Here is an 18,663-nt window from a genome sequence, read left to right as displayed (position 1 = left end):
AAGGTTAAATAATTATTGTAATTATGATAATTAATGTCGCGGAATTTGTAGGGACATAGCCCTGCTGCGCTGGCAAGGCGCGCGTTTTCCCGCTACTATGCTGCCCTTTGTGATCGGGCGCACAGATCCTGCCTTGCGCCACTAACCTGCGAAGAACTATGTCTCCAGCACACGCTTCTCCCTCGACGCTTGCCGTCCTGCGCGCGCCCTCGCTGTTAACGCGCGAAATCCTTGCCGGTGTGATCACCGCCCTGGCGCTTATTCCCGAGGTGATCTCCTTCTCGGTGGTGGCGGGCGTCGATCCGAAAGTGAGCCTGTTCGCCTCGGTGGTGCTGTGTCTGGCGCTGTCGGTGATGGGCGGACGTCCGGCGATGGTGACCGCCGCCGCGGGCTCGGTGGCGCTGGTGATTGGGCCGATGGTCCATCAGCATGGCGCGCAGTATATTCTGCCGGCAGTGCTGCTGGCGGGGCTGATTCAGATCCTGTTCGGCGCGCTGGGGATGGCGCGCCTGATGCGCTTTATTCCCCAGGCGGTAATGACCGGGTTTGTGAACGCGCTGGGGATTTTGATTTTCTTTGCCCAGGTGCCGCACTTCTGGAGCACAAGCCCGCTGATTGTCGGCCTGTTTGTCCTGACCCTGCTGATTGTGCTGTGGGCACCCCGCTACATTAAAAGTATTCCTTCCCCGCTGATTGCGATCGTGGTCCTGACCCTGTTTACCGTCACCAGCGGCCAGCTGCTGCCGACCGTGGGCGACGAAGGCGCTATCGGTGGCGGCCTGCCGGGGATCAGCCAGATGCTGGTGCCCCTTAACCTGCACACCCTGAGCATTATCTGGCCCTGCGCGCTGAGCATTGCCTTTGTCGGCCTGATGGAGTCGCTGCTGACGGCAAAACTGGTGGATGAGCTGACAGCCACTCCATCCAGCAAGCGCCGGGAGAGCATGGGGCTGGGCGTGGCCAATATCATGGCGGGCTTCTTTGGCGGGATCGCCGGGTGCGCGATGATCGGTCAGACCATCGTTAACGTCGAAATGGGCAAAGGGCGCAGCCGCGTCTCTACGTTCGCCGCAGGCCTGGTGCTGCTGTTGCTGGTCACCGCCCTGAGTGAAGTGATGGCGAGGATTCCGATGGCGGTACTGGCGGGGATCATGGCGATTGTGGCGGTGAAAACCTTCAACTGGCAGAGCATCCGCCCTGCCGCGGTGAAAGGCGCGCCCGTGGCGGAAACCCTGGTGATGCTGGTGACCGTTGCGGCCACCGTCTCAACCGGCAATCTGGCAATTGGCGTGGTGGGCGGGATTATCGTCATGGCGATCCTCCCTGCCCGCCTGCGACGCCAGAACGCCGCTACAGCAGAAACAGCGTCGCCAGCCCAAGAAAAATAAAGAAACCACCGGTATCGGTGATGGCGGTGATCATCACGCTCGACCCCACGGCGGGGTCGCGCCCGAGACGGGTCATCACCATCGGGATGATCACCCCCATCATCGCCGCCACCAGCAGGTTCAGTACCATCGCCAGGGTCATCACCCCGCCGAGCGCCATGTCGTCGTACAGCCACCAGGTGATGCCACCCATAATCCCGCCCCACACCAGGCCGTTGATTAACGCCACCCCCAGTTCGCGCAGGATCAGGAAGCGGAAGTTGCCCGGCTGAATATTTTGCAGCGCCAGCGCGCGGACGATCATGGTGATGGTCTGGTTGCCGGTATTGCCGCCGATGCCCGCCACGATGGGCATCAGCGAGGCCAGCGCCACCAGCTGGGAGATCGTGTGTTCAAAGCCGTCAATCACCCGCGAGGCGATAAAGGCGGTGCAGAGGTTGATCGCCAGCCACGCCCAGCGGGTTTTCACTGCCTTGCTGACCGGGGCGTAAACATCCTCTTCCGCGCTCACGCCGCCCATAGCGCGCATATCGTTCCCCGTTTCTTCATACACCACGTCGACAATCTCATCGATGGTTAAGCGGCCCATTATTTTGCCGGTTGAGTCCACCACCGCGGCGCTGAGCAGGTTGTCACGCTCGAAGGTGCGCGCGGTTTTTTCGGCATTATCTTCGGGAAGGAAGATCGTCGGCTCGGGATCCATCACCTCGCTCACCCGGCTGTGGGCGTCGTTGAGCAGAATCGTTTGCAGCTCCAGCTCCCCCAGCAGGGTTTTATCCCGGGAGGTGACAAAGAGCTTGTCGGTGTTCTTCGGCATTTTGCCGAGCCGACGCAGGTAGCGCTGGACCGTGCCCAGGGTAACGTCCGGGCGCACGAGGATGACGCCGAACTCCATAATCGCGCCAACGCTGTTTTTCTCGTAGTTCATGACCTGACGCACGCGGGCGCGCTCGTCGGCCGGCATCGAGGCCAGCAGGCGGCCCGTCAGATCGCGGGGCAGATGCTGCACCAGGTAGATCTGATCGTCGATATCGAGGGTTTGCAGGGCATCGAGGATGGCGCTGTCGCTCATCTCGTCGATCAGATCGTCCCAGACGTTTTCAGAGGCCTCGAGCAGCACCTGGCCGCGCTCGTGATCCTCCACCAGCCGCCACAGGGCGTGGCGCTCTTCCGAGGGTAAGGCTTCCAGGGTATCGGCCAGGTCGGGCGGTGGCAGATGCGCCACCAGCGCCCCTACCTCAGCAATATTGTCGGATAAGGCGCCAACGTCATATTGCTCAGCCAGGGTCAGCTTGCCTAACAGGGTGGAGACCACCGCTTTATCGGTGGTGAGCAGCCAGATCAGACGGGCACGCTCTTCATCGCGCAGCCTTGCGCTGTGTTTCTTAGTAAATGCCATCAATCATATATCCATTAAATGTGATGGCATTAAGCATAGCGTGACGATATGTAAATAAGAATAAACGGCGGAGGGGGATGGATAAAAAAGCAGCGATGCGGTGGAAATTGCCCGGCAGGCGCGGTGCCGCCGGGCAGAAAGATTACGCGGTACGGGCCACCGCGTCCCGCGATGCGGCATCGCGCTCGGCACCGGTCAGCTCGCTCAGCTGGCCGCTGCGCATCTCCAGCAGGCGGTCGGCATGGATAAAGTAGTGATCGTCATGGCTGATGGCGAAGATGGTTTTGCCCATCTGCTGCATCAGCGGCAGCAGCACCTGGTAAAACTCGCGGCGGAAATGCGGGTCCTGATCGGCGGCCCACTCATCCAGCAGAATGATGTCACGCTCTTCCGCCAGCGCCAGCAGCAGCGCCACGCGCTTCTTCTGCCCTTTCGACAGCTTGAGGTTGAGGATCTTGCCATCCTGCAGCTCCAGCTTGTGCGACATCTGCAGATGCGCCAGCCACTTCTCCACCAGCGCCGGATCGGCCTGCTTGCCTTCCGGGCCCAGCAGCTGATCGAACAGCCAGACGTCGGTAAACACCGCCGAGAACAGCTTGCGGTAGTCTTCCGGTTTTTCGGCGCTCAACGGTTTACCGTCCAGCAGGATCTCGCCGGACTGGGGCTGATACAGGCCGGTCAGCAGCATCGCCAGCGTCGATTTGCCGCTGCCGTTGCCGCCAATCAGGAACAGCAGCTCGCCGCGGTTGAGGGTCAGGTTCACCGGCCCGACGGAGAAGTCGTTGTCCTGATATTTGAAGGTGACGTTGCGCAGCTCAAGCGTCTGCCAGTCCGGGAAGGCCTGGGGGCGCGGGAACCCGGCTTTGTACGGCGCGAGGGCAAACTTGCGCAGCTTGTTAAAGGCCACCTGGGCGCTGAGCAGAGTCGGCAGCGCGCCCACGGCGGAGAGCAGCGGCGTGCGCAGGAACAGCAGGGTCAGGGAGTAGGTGGCGGCGACGTTGGTATCCGCCCAGCCGAGGCTGTTCGCCATCCAGAAGACCAGGCCAATCGCCCCCAGCATCATGATATTTGACCAGTTGACCGCGCTCAGGTGGAAGGTATCGGCACGCACAATGTGATGGCGATATTCGCGGGCATCCGGGATATAGAGGTTATTGAAGATGTGCTCGGCGCGCTCGCGGTTGAGGGTCAGCTCTTTGCGCCCTTCCAGCACCGTCTGGTAGTCGTTATAGAGCTTATCTTCGGTTTCACGCAGTACCGCCATGTGCTTGTACACCCGGGATACCAGCAGATAGCCGCCCCAGATGGTGATCGCAATCCACAGAGCGGTGATCGCCAGCATTTTGGTGGAGAGCCAGGCCAGGTACGCCGCCGAACCGAAGGTCAGGATAATCCCCTGCACCAGCTCCGGCAGACGCACAAAGGCGATGGTGATGGAGCGGACATCGCTGGTCAAACCGGCCAGCAGCGAGGCGCTGCCCAGCTGCTCGACACGTTCAACCTGGGTATCCAGAATACGCTTGATGAACTCGCTGCGCAGGCGGTAGACGAAGTGGTGGCCGAGGGTGGTGAGCGCCAGCTGCGACCCCAGGGTGACGGCCATCAGCAGCACCAGCAGGCCGAGAAACTCTGGCAGCACCATCAGGGTGGTATCGACCGTTTCAATTAAACGCAGGTTAATAAAGGCAATAAGGCCAATGCCCAGCGCGGCGCTCAGCAGGCTTAATGCCATCACCGCGATAAACGGCCAGCGGTATTGCCGCCAGACCAGTAACAGGAGTTCCATACAAAGCAATCCAGACAAGAAAAAACAGCCAGCAGTGTAAACTGCCCGCCACTTACATCAAGAATAATTCTTATTTTTATTCGTTATTCGCCGCCTGGCGGAAGGTCAGGTTGTAGCGGTACTCCCCGGTGAGGGGATGTAACCCCGGTTTAAGCGGCTGAATGCCGTGATAAAACAGGCGGGACGGGCCGCCCCACACCACCACATCACCGTGCTCCAGCAGCAGGCGTTGCAGGGGATCGTTGCGGCGTAACCCGCCGAACTGGAAGATGGCGGGCAGGCCGAGCGACACCGAAACAATGGGTGCCCGCAGATCCGCCTCGTCCTTATCCTGATGCAGGGAGAGTTTGGCCCCCACCGCGTAGCGATTGATCAGACAGGCATCCGGCTGAAAATCGGGATAACCCGCTTCCCGGGCAGCGGCGTGGCACATCGTGGCAAAAGCGTCCGGCATCGGCGGCCAGTGAGCCTCGGTCAGGGGATCCTCCGGAGAATAGAGGTAACCCCGTTGGTTAGTGGTCCAGCCCAGCCCGCCGCAGTTGGTCATCGCCACCGACATGGTGTAGCCCCCGGGGGTGACCATCTGGCGGAACGGCGAAGCGCTGGCAACCTGTTCGATGCCCTGCATTAAAGCAGCGTCCCGCGCCAGGGCGAAGCGGCGCAGGATCACCGCTCCGGGAGCCAGCGGCTCCTGCCAGGGTTCAGCATCCGCAAATAGATCGAGCATTACACCTCCTCTTTTTTGGCTTCCCGACGCAGCAGCGCTGCTTTGCGGGCTGTACCCCAGCGGTAGCCCGAGAGCCCACCGTCGCTGCGTACCACCCGGTGACAGGGAATAATAATCGCCAGTTTGTTGGCGGCGCAGGCCCGGGCCACCGCCCGCACTGCACCAGGGTGGCCCATGGCGTTGGCCACCTGCTGGTAGCTGGCGGTCTCGCCGCCAGGAATGGCGCGCAGGGCCTGCCAGACCTGGCGCTGGAAGGCGGTGCCGCGAATATCCAGCGGCAGGGCCAGCGCCACGGTGTGGTTATCCACGCTGGCGATCACCTGGGCGACGCGCCCGGCGAAGTGGGCATCCGCCTGCTCCCGGCGAGCATGTGGAAAGAGCGTCTCCAGTTCGGCAATCAGGGCGCTATCGTCATCCCCGGGGAGAATCGCGCAGATCCCCCGCGCGCTTTCCGCCACCAGGCACCGGCCCAGCGTGCAGTCGCTCAACGCATAGCGCACGGTGATATCTTCCCCGCCGCTGCGGTACTGCTTCGCGGTCATTCCCAGGCTGGCGTCGGCGTTGCGATAGTAGCTGCTGCTGTCGGGGAAACCTGCCGCCAGCACGGAGTCGGTAATGTTTTCACCCTGCGCCAGGGCATGGCGCAGTCGTTTCGCCCGGGCCGCCTGTTGCCAGGCTTTTGGCGTCATGCCGGTAAAGGATTTGAACAGGCGATGAAGGTGATACGGACTCATCGCTACCGCCTGGGCCAGCGTCTCCAGAGTCAGGGGCTGCTCCTGCTCCAGTAACCGGCAGGCTTTTTCGATGGTGGCGATCCGCTGCGCCTGAGGATCCTGTTGCTCCGGCCGGCAGCGTTTACAGGGACGAAACCCCGCCTGTGCCGCCTGGTGGGCATCGGGATAAAAGCGAACATTTTCACGGAGGGCGTGGCGCGCGCGGCAGGAGGGGCGGCAGAAGATGCCGGTGGTCTGTACGGCAAATACAAACTGACCATCGGCACCCTCATCGCGGGCCAGCACGGCCAGCCAGCGTTGATCGTCATTCATCAGGTTCGGCTTTTTCATGATCGGCTCCTTCTATAAGCATACCCCTAGCCTGCCTGAACGCCACCCGACAAAAACCCGCAACCTTGCTTTTTAATTTGCCCCGTTGACGAGGAAGCTGGAGAACTGCGGGGACATCCAGGTTTTGAACTCCTCTCCTTCGCGTATGATCATATAGACCGCCAGACCCTGCTCGCGCACGATCTCTTTCGCTTTCTCGGTCCCCAGCACCATCAGGCCGGTATCCCAGGCATCGGCTTCCAGCGCCGTAGGAGCGATCACCGTCACCGACACCAGATTATGCGTAATCGGACGCCCGGTCTGGGGGTCGATCACATGGGAGATGCGTTTTCCATCCAGCTCGTAATAGTTACGGTAGCTGCCGGAGGTGCTGATGCCGTGCCCGTTAATATCGACAATGGCCTGAACGGCGTTTTGCCGATCGGTCGGTTTCTGGATCGCCACGCGCCAGGGCTTATCGCTGGCGTTCATGCCGCGGCTGACCAGCGCCCCGCCCACCGATACCAGATAGCGCGAGATCCCCTCCTCGGCCATCAGTTGGGCCAGGTGATCGGCGGCATAGCCCTCCCCGACCGTAGAGAGATCGACAAACAGATCGGGGATATCTTTTTCGAGGTATTGCTGACCGGACTGGTTGATGACCGTCAGATGCTGCAGGCCCGTTTGCGCCCGGGCATCGTCGATCTGCGCCTGATCGGGGGTTTTCACCGGCTGCTTGTTCGGGCCAAAGCCCCACAGGTTAACCAGCGGACCGACGGTGATATCCATTGCGCCCTGGGTTTTATAACCCACCCGCAGCGCCTCGGTGACAATATCTGCCATGGCTTCACTCACCGGCCAGGGTGAGGTGCTCTGGGACTGGTTAAAGCGCATCAGGGCCGAGTCGTTTTTATAGGTGGACATCAGCTGGTCGTCGCCATCCAGCTGGGACTGGATCTTCCCGCGCAGCTCTTCTGCCCGGGCAGCCGAAAGATCAATCACGCTAACGCGCCAGAAGGTACCCATGGTTTTGCCTTCCAGCACCGTCGCGGCAGCGGTTTCGCTTTTTTCCGCAGGGGTGGGTGCATCGCACGCAGACAGCATAAACAGTGTCGCCAGAAAGCCGGCGCGCAGAAAAGTAATTTCCATTCGTTATTATCCTCAAGCCTGAGACCGGCAAGAGTACACTAAAAAGCAGGCTTTGTAAGGGCCTGATAGTCAGACCAAAAAAAGGGGCCAATTGGCCCCTTCTTGCACGACTGCGTAAGACTTAGAACTGGTAAACCAGACCCAGGGCTACGATGTCATCAGTGCTGATGCCTGCACGGTCGGTGAAGGCATTTTCATCCAGCAGGTTGATTTTGTAATCAACATAGGTGGACATGTTTTTGTTGAAGTAGTAAGTCGCGCCAACATCAACATATTTCAGCAGATCCTGGTCGCCGTTACCTTCGATGTCCTTACCTTTGGACTGCAGGTAAGCCACGGATGGACGCAGACCGAAGTCGAACTGGTACTGTGCAACCACTTCGAAGTTCTGTGCTTTGTTAGCAAAGCCATAAACCGCGTTGTCGCTGCTGGACTGAGAGTTACCGAAACGGGTCGCGTTGTAAGTCTGGGTGTACTGCGCTGCCAGATACAGGTTGTTTGCGTCATATTTCAGGCCACCGCTGTATACTTCAGCGTGGTCACCACGACCGTAAACGCGTGGGCCGTTCTGGTCTGCGGTACGTTTGGAAGACGCTGCTGCTGCACCAATGCTGAAGCCTTCGCCCAGATCATAGGTCAGGGAGCCGCCGAAGCCGTCACCGTTCTGTTTCAGCAGGCTACGACCGGTGTCGTTTTCACCGCTGACGCTACCGTTTTTACCCTGATACTGCAGAGCAAAGTTCAGGCCATCAACCAGACCGAAGAAGTCCTGGTTACGGTAGGTTGCAACGCCGTTACCACGGGATTGCAGGAAGTTATCAGAACCGTAGGTGTCGCCGCCGAATTCTGGCAGAACGTCGGTCCAGGAGGTCACGTCGTAGATCACGCCGTAGTTACGACCGTAGTCGAAAGAACCTGCTTCAGCGAACTTCAGACCCGCGAAGGCCACACGCGTCCAGGACTGGTTGTCGCTCTCGGTGGTGTTGCCCTGAATCTGGTATTCCCACTGACCGTAGCCAGTGATCTGGTCGTTAACCTGAGTTTCGCCTTTAAAGCCGAGACGCATGTAGGTCTGATCGCCATCAGCGCCGTCGTCATCAGAGAAATAGTGCAGACCGTCTACTTTGCCGTAGAGATCTAATTTGTTGCCGTCTTTGTTGTAAATTTCAGCCGCATTTGCTGCGCCTGCTACCAGCAGTGCTGGTACCAGGAGGGACAGTACTTTAACTTTCATTATTTTAACCCTCTGTTATATGTCTTTTATTACCACTGCTTACTGATTAACCCTCTTAACCAGTCGGCAAGTTCATTCTCCGCAAAAATACAGAATAATCCAACAAGAATATGATACGAAAACTTTTAAGATGTTTCATATTGCCGTATAGATGTTTCATTTTGTAAATTTCAGGGAACTTTTTTGCCGCACATTTAGTTAAAAAATAAAGCACCAAAAATCAAAAACTTAATATAATTAAGCAAAATCAACAACTTAAGAAAAAATAAATTATAGCACTGATTGCCAAAACAAAAAGTCACCCGGCTACTAAAATATCTCTCGCTATCATCATTAACTTTATTTATTACCGTCATTCAAATTTGAATGTCTGTTTATCCCGAATTGAACCGAGTGCAACGCATTCGGTTTTTTTTTACCTTTCTTTACGCAAATCCAGAATATTTGTGCTACCCACCCGAAACTATAACGACTATTAATTAAATCTTAGCCTGCTATTTTTAGTCCCGAAAAGTTAATGGGTAATTCAATTTCTTGTTTATTCGTGCTATTTTTTCACTGTATTGTTAGTTATTTGTACAATAATGCTTTAAGCGTACAGATTTAAGACAATCCATTTCGACTTGCGCAACAGGATGAAAAAGTCAGTCCCGGAAGTGGCGTGAGGCTGGAAATTCGATTATTACGCTTTATACTGCCCTATTCGCCTGAAGCGCAGCCATAACGGGTTAACCACATCAATGAGTCAGTCTGAAACCACAGCCGCGAACAAATTTTCCCTGCTTCCGGGCAGTATTACCCGTTACTTTCTTCTATTGATCGTTGTGCTTTTGGTAACCATGGGCGTAATGGTGCAAAGCGCGGTGAACACCTGGTTAAAAGACAGAAGCTATCAGATTGTTGATATCAGCCACGCCCTGCATAAACGCATCGACACCTGGCGCTACGCGACCTGGCAGATATACGACAACATCGCCGCCACGCCAACGACCGCTTCTGCCGAAGGGCTGCAGGAGACGCGCCTGAAGCAGGATGTCTACTATCTCGAGAAAACGCGCCGCAAAACAGAAGCCCTGATTTTTGGTTCGCACGACAGCGCCACGCTGGATATGACCCAGCGAATGTCGACCTATCTCGATACGCTGTGGGGCGCGGAGACCGTTCCCTGGTCGATGTACTATCTCAACGGTCAGGACAACAGCATGATCCTGATCTCCACCCTGCCGCTGAAAGATCTCTCCTCCGGTTTTAAAGAGTCCTCCGTGGGCACCGTGGTGGATTCCCGCCGCGCGGAGATGTTGCAGCAGGCCAATGCGCTGGATGAGCGCGAAAGCTTCTCTTCCCTGCGCCGCCTGGCCTGGCAAAATGGCTACTATTTTACCCTGCGCACGACCTTCAATCAGCCAGGCCATCTGGCGACGGTGGTGGCCTTCGATCTGCCGATCAACGATCTGATCCCACCGGACATGCCGCTCGAGAGCTTCCGCCTGGAGCAGGACACCTCGGGTCAAAACCTGCGTGCGCCGACGGACAAAGAGAGCCCGGAAAGCGTCTCTATCTCCTTTAATGGCTCGAAAATCGAGATTGCCTCCTCGCTGAACACTACCGGCATGCGTCTGGTCTGGCAGGTGCCTTTCGGTACGCTGCTGCTGGACACCCTGCAAAACATCCTGCTGCCGCTGCTGCTTAATATCGGTCTGCTGGCGCTGGCGCTGTTTGGCTACAGCACCTTCCGCTCGCAGCCGGGCCGCCAGAGCGATGCCCCGGTTGCCGCCGGCACCAACAACGAACTGCGCGTTCTGCGCGCCCTCAATGAAGAGATTGTCTCGGTGCTGCCGCTCGGCCTGCTGGTGCACGACCAGGAGGCCAACCGCACGGTGATCAGCAACAAAATCGCCGATCACCTGCTGCCGCACCTCAACCTGCAAAACATCACCAGCATGGCCGATCAGCATCAGGGCGTGATTCAGGCCACCATTAATAATGAGCTCTACGAGATCCGCCAGTTCCGCAGCCAGGTGGCATCGCGCACGCAGATCTTTATCATTCGCGATCAGGATCGCGAGGTGATGGTCAATAAAAAGCTCAAACAGGCGCAAAGGCTGTATGAGAAGAACCAGCAGGGCCGGGCGGCCTTTATGCAGAATATTGGCGATGCTTTCAAACTGCCGCTGAAGGCGCTGGCCAGCGAAGCCGCTCAGTTAACCAGCCCGGAAAGCCTGCAACTGTCGGGTCATGCCGATACGCTGGTGCGGCTGGTAGATGAGATCCAGCTCGCCAATATGCTGGAAAACGACAGCTGGAAGAGCACCACAACCCAGTTCTCAATTCAGGATCTGATCGATGAGGTGGTGCCGGAAGTGCTGCCGGTTATCAAACGTAAAGGGCTGCAGCTGCTGATCAACAACCCTCTGCGGGCCAATGATGAGCGCCACGGCGACCGTGACGCGCTGCGTCGCATTCTGCTGATGCTGATCCAGTACGCGGTCACCACCACCCAGATCGGCAAAATTACGCTCGAAGTCAGCAGCGATGAATCGGCTGAAGATCGCCTCACCTTCCGTATCCTTGATACCGGTGAAGGGGTTACAGCCAGTGAAATCGATAATCTGCACTTCCCGTTCCTCAACGATACCCAGGGTGACAATTACGGCAAAGCCAACGCCCTCACCTTCTGGCTCTGCGATCAGCTGGCGCGTAAGCTTGGCGGTCACCTGAATATTAAAGCCCGTGAATCGCTGGGCACCCGTTATTCATTGCATGTAAAAATGCCAGCCACCCCGCAGGAAACCGAGGACGATGAGGGCCTGCTGGACGAAGTGGTGATCATGGTGGATGTAACGTCAAATGAGATCCGCAGTATTGTGGTGCGCCAGCTCGAAAACTGGGGAGCAACCTGTATCTCCCCGGACGAAAGGCTGGCAAGTCAAGAATATGATCTCTTTTTAACGGATAATCCGTCTAATCTTACTGCCTCGGGCTTGCTTTTAAGCGATGATGAGCCAGGCGTGCGAAAAATTGGCCCCGGCCAGGTGCGCGTCAACTTTAATATGAGCAATGCGATGCAGGAAGCTGTACTACAACTAATAGAGGAGCAACTGGCGCAGGAAACGGTCCCGGAATCCCCACTGGGCGGCAATGAAAATGCCGAACTGCAGGCCAGCGGCTATTATTCTCTCTTCGTAGACACAGTACCAGATGATGTTAAGAGGTTGTATACTGAAGCCGCCGCGAACGACTTCGCAGCGCTGGCTCAGACAGCACACCGGCTCAAAGGGGTGTTTGCCATGCTTAATCTGGTTCCAGGCAAGCAATTATGTGAAACGCTGGAACATCTTATTCGTGAGAAAGATGCCGCCAGCATAGAAAAATACATCAGCGACATTGACGACTATGTCAAAAGCTTGCTGTAGCAAGGTAGCCCTATACATGAACAATATGAACGTAATTATTGCCGATGACCATCCGATTGTACTGTTCGGTATTCGCAAATCACTTGAACAGATCGAGTGGGTGAATGTAGTCGGCGAATTTGAAGATTCCACAGCACTGATTAATAACCTGCCAAAACTTGATGCGCACGTGCTCATCACCGACCTTTCCATGCCTGGAGATAAATACGGTGACGGGATCACGCTGATCAAATACATCAAGCGTCACTTCCCAAGCATTTCGATCATCGTGCTGACCATGAACAATAACCCGGCCATCTTAAGTGCCGTTCTGGATCTCGATATCGAAGGGATTGTCCTGAAACAGGGCGCACCTACCGATCTGCCTAAAGCGCTGGCTGCGCTGCAGAAAGGGAAGAAATTCACCCCGGAAAGCGTCTCCCGTCTGCTGGAAAAAATCAGCGCTGGCGGTTACGGTGACAAACGCCTGTCACCGAAAGAGAGCGAAGTGTTGCGTCTGTTCGCAGAAGGTTTCCTGGTAACGGAAATTGCCAAGAAGCTGAACCGCAGCATCAAGACCATCAGTAGCCAGAAAAAATCGGCGATGATGAAACTGGGCGTGGAAAATGATATCGCCCTGCTGAACTATCTCTCATCCGTGACCCTGAGTCCGGCTGATAAAGATTGATTGTGCGAAACGCCGGGTGGAGCTGACGCTTACCCGGCCTAAAATGCCCGCAGGCCCGCGCAAGCGAAGCGCCGCCGGGCAATAAAAAAGCCCATTTCTGGGCTTTTTTTTATCCTCGCGTCTTCCTCACCCGCTCTGCGTACACCGACAGGGTCTGTTTCAGCACGTCCAGGGTGACCGGCTTGGAGAGACAGCTGTCCATCCCCGACTCCAGACAACGCTGCTTCTCTTCTGCCAGCGCGTTGGCGGTGACGCCCACTACCGGCAGCGTCAGGCCCAGCTGGCGAATACGCTGGGTCAGGCGATAGCCATCCATGTTCGGCATGTTCACGTCGCTCAGAACGATATCAATGTGATTTTTACTGAGCACGTTCAGCGCGTCCACGCCATCGTTGGCGGTTTTGCACTGATAGCCCAGCGAGCCCAGCTGGTCGGCCAGCAGACGGCGGTTAATTGGATGGTCATCCACCACCAGGATCATCATGTCTTCATTCAGCGACTGCGCCGATTCCGGTGACGGCAGCGCCGTCGAGCCATCGCCTGCGTCCAACTCTATACGGTAGATGCGCGCCAGCAGGGCAATGAGTTCGTGCGGTGCAGCCACGCTGTTCACCCACTCGCCATGGGCGCGCTCCTGAGCGATGCCGATATGGCGACGGCAGAAGATCACCGCCGCTTTGCCCTGCCACGGCTGCGTCAGCTCATCGTCGGTGATGAGAATGTCTTCCGCGTCCGGTGTTTGCCCCCTGTAGCGCGCCACGCGAATACCGTGCGGCGTCAGCAGGGACTCCAGATAGGCATGCAGCGAGGCGTTGTTGACCGCCAGCCAGCAGCGTTTATCGCTCAATCCCTCTATCAGCCCGTTGGTCGGGGACTGCGCCGCATAGAGAGGTATGCGGATGGTGAACTGGCTACCCATACCCGGCTCGGTATCCACCGAGATATCGCCGTCCATCATGCTGATCAGTTTTTCACAAATCGCCAGCCCCAGCCCGGTGCCCTGGAAGTTACGCTGAACCCCCGTCCCCACCTGGAAGAACGGGTCGAAGAGTTTGACCACCTCTTTGGCCGGAATACCCACCCCGGTGTCGCGCACGCGGATGCTCAGGTAGTCCCCTGCTTTGGCGACATGCATCACAATGCAGCCCATGTCGGTGAATTTAATGGCGTTGCTGAGCAGGTTGGAGATCACCTGCTGCAGACGCATCGGATCGCCCTGCAGCGAGACCGGCACGTCCGGCTCGATAAAGCAGTACAGCCCCAGCTGCTTACGCACCACCAGCGGCAGGTAGTTGGCGCTGATATGGTTCATCACCTCCCGCGGGGAGAATTCTCGCGGTTCAATTTTCAGCTGCTCGGACTCAATCTTGGAGAAGTCGAGAATATCGCTGATGATTTTTAACAGCAGGCTCGAGGAGTTATTCATCGCCGTCACCAGGCGGTCAACGCCCCGGGGCAGCTCTTTGGTCTGGAGCAGATCGAGGTTACCGATAATCCCGTACAGCGGAGTGCGCAGCTCGTGGCTGACGGTGGCGAGGAACATCGATTTCGACTGGCTGGCCTGTTCTGCCGACTGGGCCATATCCTGCAACGACTCTTCCATTTTGACGCGCGCGGAGACATCCACCAGCACGCAGATGGCGACGTTCTCATTGCGATAGCGCGAGTGCACAAAGCTGATCTGCAGGTTGGTGTTGTTGCTGGTCAGCACGTCGACAAAGTTAACCTGCTGCCCGCAAATGATCTGCGTTAACCGCTGGCGGTCCTCGTGAGTCAGCATATTCAGATAGTTATGCGCCAGCTCGTTACTGAGGATGTTAGTGCCATCCAGGGTACGCAGAATACAGATCCCCACCGGGGCAGAGGCGACAATCTTGCGGTTGAACTGCTCATGCTCTTCGAGGCGCTGGGCGTCGATCTCCGCCGGGATAAAGATTTTGCGCTCGTACATCCGCGCAAGGGTAAAGAGTGCAATCCCCACCAGCACGTTGAGCAGTACCGAGTTGAGGATCAACATGCGGATACGCTCCAGCACCATGTCCACCGGCACGGAATAGACGATGCTCAGGGACGATGGCGGCAGGCTCTTTTTCAGCACCAGCTCGCGGAAACCGGAGGTATAACCAAACCACGAACGCTCCTGCATCCAGCGGGGGTCAACCTTGAGACGGGTTTCCGGCCCCACCAGCGAGATAAGCGAATGGCCATTTTCATCAAGAATGGTCACGCCCATCGGCAGGTTGCCGGGGGTGAAAAAGTTCTCCATGCGGATAGTCTGCTCGGTGCCGAGCATCGCCTGCAGGCGGTTAGCCAGATAGACCGGCGTCATGGCGTAGAAGTACCCCACTCCCGGACGTGGGCCCTGACCGATCCAGAACAGGTTGTTGCCGCGTTCATCCTGCGGCGCATTGCGGTATTTCATGATCCGCTCGTGCAGGCTTTTCATGGCATTTTCACGATCTACCGGCACGTCACGCAGGCCAAAATTGGCCATACAGAGGTTTTCGCTACCAATTAAAAAGACGCGGTTGAGATCGTAGGCTGCCGAGAAGTTATCGCGCCAGTAGCGCATAAACCAGGCCAGCGACTCCAGCGACCCCCGCCATGCCGGGCCCATCGTCGAGCAGTCAGAATCCGGGAACAGCGGCTCAAAGTTAGGCACCTCAGTTTTGCTGTCGCGCCCGCGGTTAGCCAGCACGCCGTTTTCTGCCGTCAGACGGTTCTCTGCGATGTACTTGAGCTCTTTCATGACGTCGGCGGTGCGCTGGATGTAGCGCTGGGACTGATCGTAGCTGAGGTTAAACTCCTGACGGATCTCCGACTCCTTCTGGTGCAGCGCGTTGACGATGTAGAACACCGAAAACAGGGCGATCAGCACCCAGATCAGGAGCGCCAGCGCCCGAAATAGATAGCGAGAGACTTTCAGCGTGGTTCGGAAGGAGACGAGGTATTTCAAGGGGGCGAGGCTCCGCCATCAGGGTCAAAAGGAATGGCTTAAGGTAGCGGTAAAAGGGCGCGGTCGCAATGTTCGGTTGTCTGCAATTGCGTGTGCCAGCATAAGAAAAGGGCCGGAGACCGGCCCTTTATCGTCAGGAGACGTTACTCTTCAGCGTCATCCGCTGCATCGTCGTCGGTGTCCGCTTCCGGTGCGATCTCATCGTCACCTTCCGCTACGCTGCCGTCGATAGAGTCGAGCTCTTCGTCATCCACCGGCTCAGCGACGCGCTGCAGCCCCACTACGTTTTCATCTTCCGCGGTACGGATGAGAATCACGCCCTGAGTGTTACGGCCTACCACGCTGATCTCGGATACGCGGGTACGCACCAGGGTACCGGCATCGGTGATCATCATGATCTGGTCAGCATCATCAACCTGGACCGCGCCAACAACGGAGCCGTTGCGCTCGGTCACTTTGATCGAAATAACGCCCTGGGTGCCGCGGGACTTGGTTGGATACTCGTCCTGAGCGGTACGTTTACCGTAGCCGTTCTGCGTCACGGTCAGGATCGCGCCCTCGCCGCGCGGAACAATCAGGGAGACCACGCTGTCTTCGCCCGCCAGTTTGATGCCGCGCACGCCGGTCGCGGTACGACCCATGGCGCGCACTGCGCTCTCTTTAAAGCGCACCACTTTACCGGCGGCAGAGAACAGCATCACTTCGTCGGAACCGGAGGTCAGATCCACGCCAATCAGTTCGTCGCCTTCGTTCAGGTTGACGGCGATAATGCCGGCAGAACGTGGACGGCTGAACTCGGTCAGGGCGGTCTTCTTCACCGTACCGCTGGCGGTCGCCATAAAGACGTTCACGCCTTCAGCGTACTCGCGAACCGGCAGGATAGCGGTGATACGCTCGTTCTGCTCCAGCGGCAGCAGGTTGACGATAGGACGTCCACGCGCGCCACGGCTCGCTTCCGGCAGCTGGTAAACCTTCATCCAGTACAGACGGCCCCGGCTGGAGAAGCAGAGGATGGTGTCGTGGGTGTTGGCCACCAGCAGGCGGTCGATAAAGTCTTCTTCTTTAATACGTGCCGCTGACTTGCCTTTGCCGCCACGACGCTGTGCTTCGTAGTCGGTTAACGGCTGGTACTTCACGTAGCCCTGGTGAGACAGGGTCACAACAACGTCTTCCTGGTTAATCAGGTCTTCGATGTTGATATCAGCGGTGTTGGCCGTGATTTCGGTGCGACGCTCATCGCCGAACTGATCGCGGACCAGCTCCAGCTCTTCGCGGATCACTTCCATCAGACGATCGGCGCTGCCAAGGATATGCAGCAGCTCGGCAATCTGTTCCAGCAGCTCTTTATACTCGTCGAGCAGTTTTTCGTGCTCAAGGCCGGTCAGTTTCTGCAGACGCAGATCCAGAATCGCCTGAGCCTGCTGCTCGGTCAGGTAGTACTGACCGTCGCGCACGCCGAACTCGGGCTCCAGCCACTCCGGACGCGCAGCATCATCGCCCGCACGTTCCAGCATCGCAGAGACATTCCCCAGCGCCCATGGCTGCGCCACTAACGCCGCTTTCGCTTCAGCAGGGGTTGGGGCACGACGAATCAGCTCGATGATCGGATCGATGTTCGCCAGGGCAACCGCCAGCGCTTCAAGGATGTGCGCGCGATCGCGGGCTTTACGCAGTTCGAAAATGGTACGACGGGTCACCACTTCACGGCGGTGACGGACGAACGCGCTCAGAATATCTTTCAGGTTCATGATCTTCGGCTGACCATGGTGCAGCGCAACCATGTTGATGCCGAAGGAGACCTGAAGCTGGGTCAGGGAGTAGAGGTTGTTAAGCACCACTTCCCCTACCGCGTCACGTTTGATCTCAATCACGACGCGCATGCCGTCTTTATCAGACTCATCACGCAGCGCACTGATACCTTCAATGCGTTTCTCTTTAACCAGCTCGGCAATCTTCTCGATCAGGCGCGCTTTGTTCACCTGATACGGAATTTCGTGGACGATGATGGTTTCACGGCCGGTTTTGGCGTCGGCTTCCACTTCGGCGCGGGCGCGAATATAGATCTTGCCGCGGCCGGTGCGGTACGCTTCTTCAATGCCGCGACGGCCATTAATAATGGCGGCGGTCGGGAAGTCCGGACCCGGGATGTGTTCCATCAGCCCTTCAATGCTGATCTCTTCATCGTCGATATAGGCCAGGCAGCCGTTGATCACTTCCGTGATGTTGTGCGGCGGAATGTTGGTCGCCATACCTACGGCGATACCGGAGGCACCGTTTACCAGCAGGTTAGGGATCTTGGTTGGCATCACATCCGGAATGCGCTCGGTGCCGTCGTAGTTATCGACGAAATCAACGGTCTCTTTTTCCAGATCGGCCATCAGCTCATGGGCGATTTTCGACATACGGATTTCCGTATAACGCATCGCCGCGGCGGAGTCGCCGTCAACTGAACCGAAGTTACCCTGACCATCAACCAGCATGTAACGCAGTGAGAATGGCTGCGCCATACGGACGATGGTGTCATAAACTGCTGTATCACCATGCGGGTGATATTTACCGATTACGTCACCAACGACACGGGCAGATTTTTTGTAGGCTTTATTCCAGTCATTGCCCAATACGTTCATGGCGTATAGTACGCGACGGTGTACCGGCTTAAGTCCATCGCGGACATCCGGCAGCGCACGGCCAACAATGACCGACATCGCATAATCCAGATAGGAGCTCTTCAGCTCTTCCTCGATGTTAACCGGTGTAATTTCTCTCGCAAGGTCGCTCATCTAACCGCTATCCCTCTACTGTATCCCGGATTCAAAGGTCGGAAATTATAACACACCCGCTTAGGTTTAAACTAATTTGCTTTGTTATCCTGATATACTTCCTCGTCTTTAAATTACGGAG

At 57.2% G+C, this 18,663-nt stretch carries 10 protein-coding genes and 1 pseudogene; 3 read left to right on the top strand and 8 right to left on the bottom strand.

Going from position 1 to position 18,663, the window contains the following annotated elements:
- Positions 1–23: 23 nt before the first annotated feature.
- A pseudogene (locus WFO70_RS01450) lies at positions 24–1,388 on the top strand (SulP family inorganic anion transporter).
- On the opposite strand, the gene mgtE reads toward WFO70_RS01450, so the two are convergent.
- The 6 genes from mgtE to WFO70_RS01420 form a co-directional block, all read right to left on the bottom strand.
- Positions 1,351–2,787 (bottom strand): magnesium transporter, encoded by a 1,437-nt coding sequence (gene mgtE / locus WFO70_RS01445; protein WP_337014299.1) that lies wholly within the window; start codon positions 2,785–2,787, stop codon positions 1,351–1,353. The pseudogene WFO70_RS01450 and the gene mgtE overlap by 38 nt on opposite strands.
- 142 nt (positions 2,788–2,929) lie before the next feature.
- A complete protein-coding gene (locus WFO70_RS01440; protein WP_337014297.1) occupies positions 2,930–4,573 on the bottom strand; it encodes a multidrug ABC transporter permease/ATP-binding protein in 1,644 nt (547 codons plus the stop codon).
- 76 nt (positions 4,574–4,649) lie between these two features.
- A complete protein-coding gene (gene alkB, locus WFO70_RS01435) occupies positions 4,650–5,300 on the bottom strand; it encodes a DNA oxidative demethylase AlkB (protein WP_337014295.1) in 651 nt (216 codons plus the stop codon).
- Complete coding sequence (gene ada / locus WFO70_RS01430; protein WP_337014293.1) at positions 5,300–6,364, bottom strand: bifunctional DNA-binding transcriptional regulator/O6-methylguanine-DNA methyltransferase Ada; 1,065 nt, start codon at positions 6,362–6,364, stop codon at positions 5,300–5,302. The genes alkB and ada overlap by 1 nt, the downstream gene beginning before the upstream one ends.
- Before the next feature lie 72 nt (positions 6,365–6,436).
- Complete coding sequence (gene apbE / locus WFO70_RS01425) at positions 6,437–7,492, bottom strand: FAD:protein FMN transferase ApbE (RefSeq protein ID WP_337014291.1); 1,056 nt, start codon at positions 7,490–7,492, stop codon at positions 6,437–6,439.
- A 121-nt stretch (positions 7,493–7,613) separates the two neighbouring features.
- Entirely contained in the window at positions 7,614–8,726 is a 1,113-nt protein-coding gene (locus tag WFO70_RS01420; RefSeq protein WP_337014289.1) for a porin OmpC, read from the bottom strand.
- A 740-nt stretch (positions 8,727–9,466) separates the two neighbouring features.
- Here WFO70_RS01420 and rcsD point away from each other — a divergent pair.
- Both rcsD and rcsB read left to right on the top strand, forming a co-directional pair.
- Positions 9,467–12,139: a phosphotransferase RcsD gene (gene rcsD, locus WFO70_RS01415; RefSeq protein ID WP_337014287.1), complete on the top strand. Its 2,673-nt coding sequence runs from the start codon at positions 9,467–9,469 to the stop codon at positions 12,137–12,139.
- A 16-nt stretch (positions 12,140–12,155) separates the two neighbouring features.
- The gene (gene rcsB / locus WFO70_RS01410; RefSeq protein ID WP_106995396.1) at positions 12,156–12,806 is read left to right on the top strand and encodes a response regulator transcription factor RcsB; all 651 of its coding nucleotides are present in this window, start codon (positions 12,156–12,158) and stop codon (positions 12,804–12,806) included.
- A 109-nt stretch (positions 12,807–12,915) separates the two neighbouring features.
- Here the strand turns inward: rcsB and rcsC are convergent, their stop codons facing one another.
- Together rcsC and gyrA are read right to left on the bottom strand one after the other, a co-directional pair.
- Positions 12,916–15,762, bottom strand: a complete 2,847-nt coding sequence (gene rcsC / locus WFO70_RS01405; RefSeq protein WP_337014281.1) for a two-component system sensor histidine kinase RcsC — start codon at positions 15,760–15,762, stop codon at positions 12,916–12,918.
- Positions 15,763–15,905: 143 nt separating this feature from the next.
- Positions 15,906–18,542, bottom strand: a complete 2,637-nt coding sequence (gene gyrA / locus WFO70_RS01400; RefSeq protein WP_337014279.1) for a DNA topoisomerase (ATP-hydrolyzing) subunit A — start codon at positions 18,540–18,542, stop codon at positions 15,906–15,908.
- Between the last annotated feature and the right edge of the window lie 121 nt (positions 18,543–18,663).

Origin of the sequence: Leclercia sp. AS011, from assembly GCF_037152535.1 — a bacterium.
Lineage (GTDB): Bacteria > Pseudomonadota > Gammaproteobacteria > Enterobacterales > Enterobacteriaceae > Enterobacter.
The sequence above is the reverse complement of the archived record's forward strand: the minus strand, read 5'-3'. Positions and strand labels throughout refer to the sequence as shown.

Bases quoted from the DNA above. Each gene is read 5' to 3' on its own strand.
- mgtE (WP_337014299.1), bottom strand. From the start codon at position 2,787: ATGGCATTTACTAAGAAACACAGCGCAAGGCTGCGCGATGAAGAGCGT.
- WFO70_RS01440 (WP_337014297.1), bottom strand. From the start codon at position 4,573: ATGGAACTCCTGTTACTGGTCTGGCGGCAATACCGCTGGCCGTTTATC.
- alkB (WP_337014295.1), bottom strand. From the start codon at position 5,300: ATGCTCGATCTATTTGCGGATGCTGAACCCTGGCAGGAGCCGCTGGCT.
- ada (WP_337014293.1), bottom strand. From the start codon at position 6,364: ATGAAAAAGCCGAACCTGATGAATGACGATCAACGCTGGCTGGCCGTG.
- apbE (WP_337014291.1), bottom strand. From the start codon at position 7,492: ATGGAAATTACTTTTCTGCGCGCCGGCTTTCTGGCGACACTGTTTATG.
- WFO70_RS01420 (WP_337014289.1), bottom strand. From the start codon at position 8,726: ATGAAAGTTAAAGTACTGTCCCTCCTGGTACCAGCACTGCTGGTAGCA.
- rcsD (WP_337014287.1), top strand. From the start codon at position 9,467: ATGAGTCAGTCTGAAACCACAGCCGCGAACAAATTTTCCCTGCTTCCG.
- rcsB (WP_106995396.1), top strand. From the start codon at position 12,156: ATGAACAATATGAACGTAATTATTGCCGATGACCATCCGATTGTACTG.
- gyrA (WP_337014279.1), bottom strand. From the start codon at position 18,542: ATGAGCGACCTTGCGAGAGAAATTACACCGGTTAACATCGAGGAAGAG.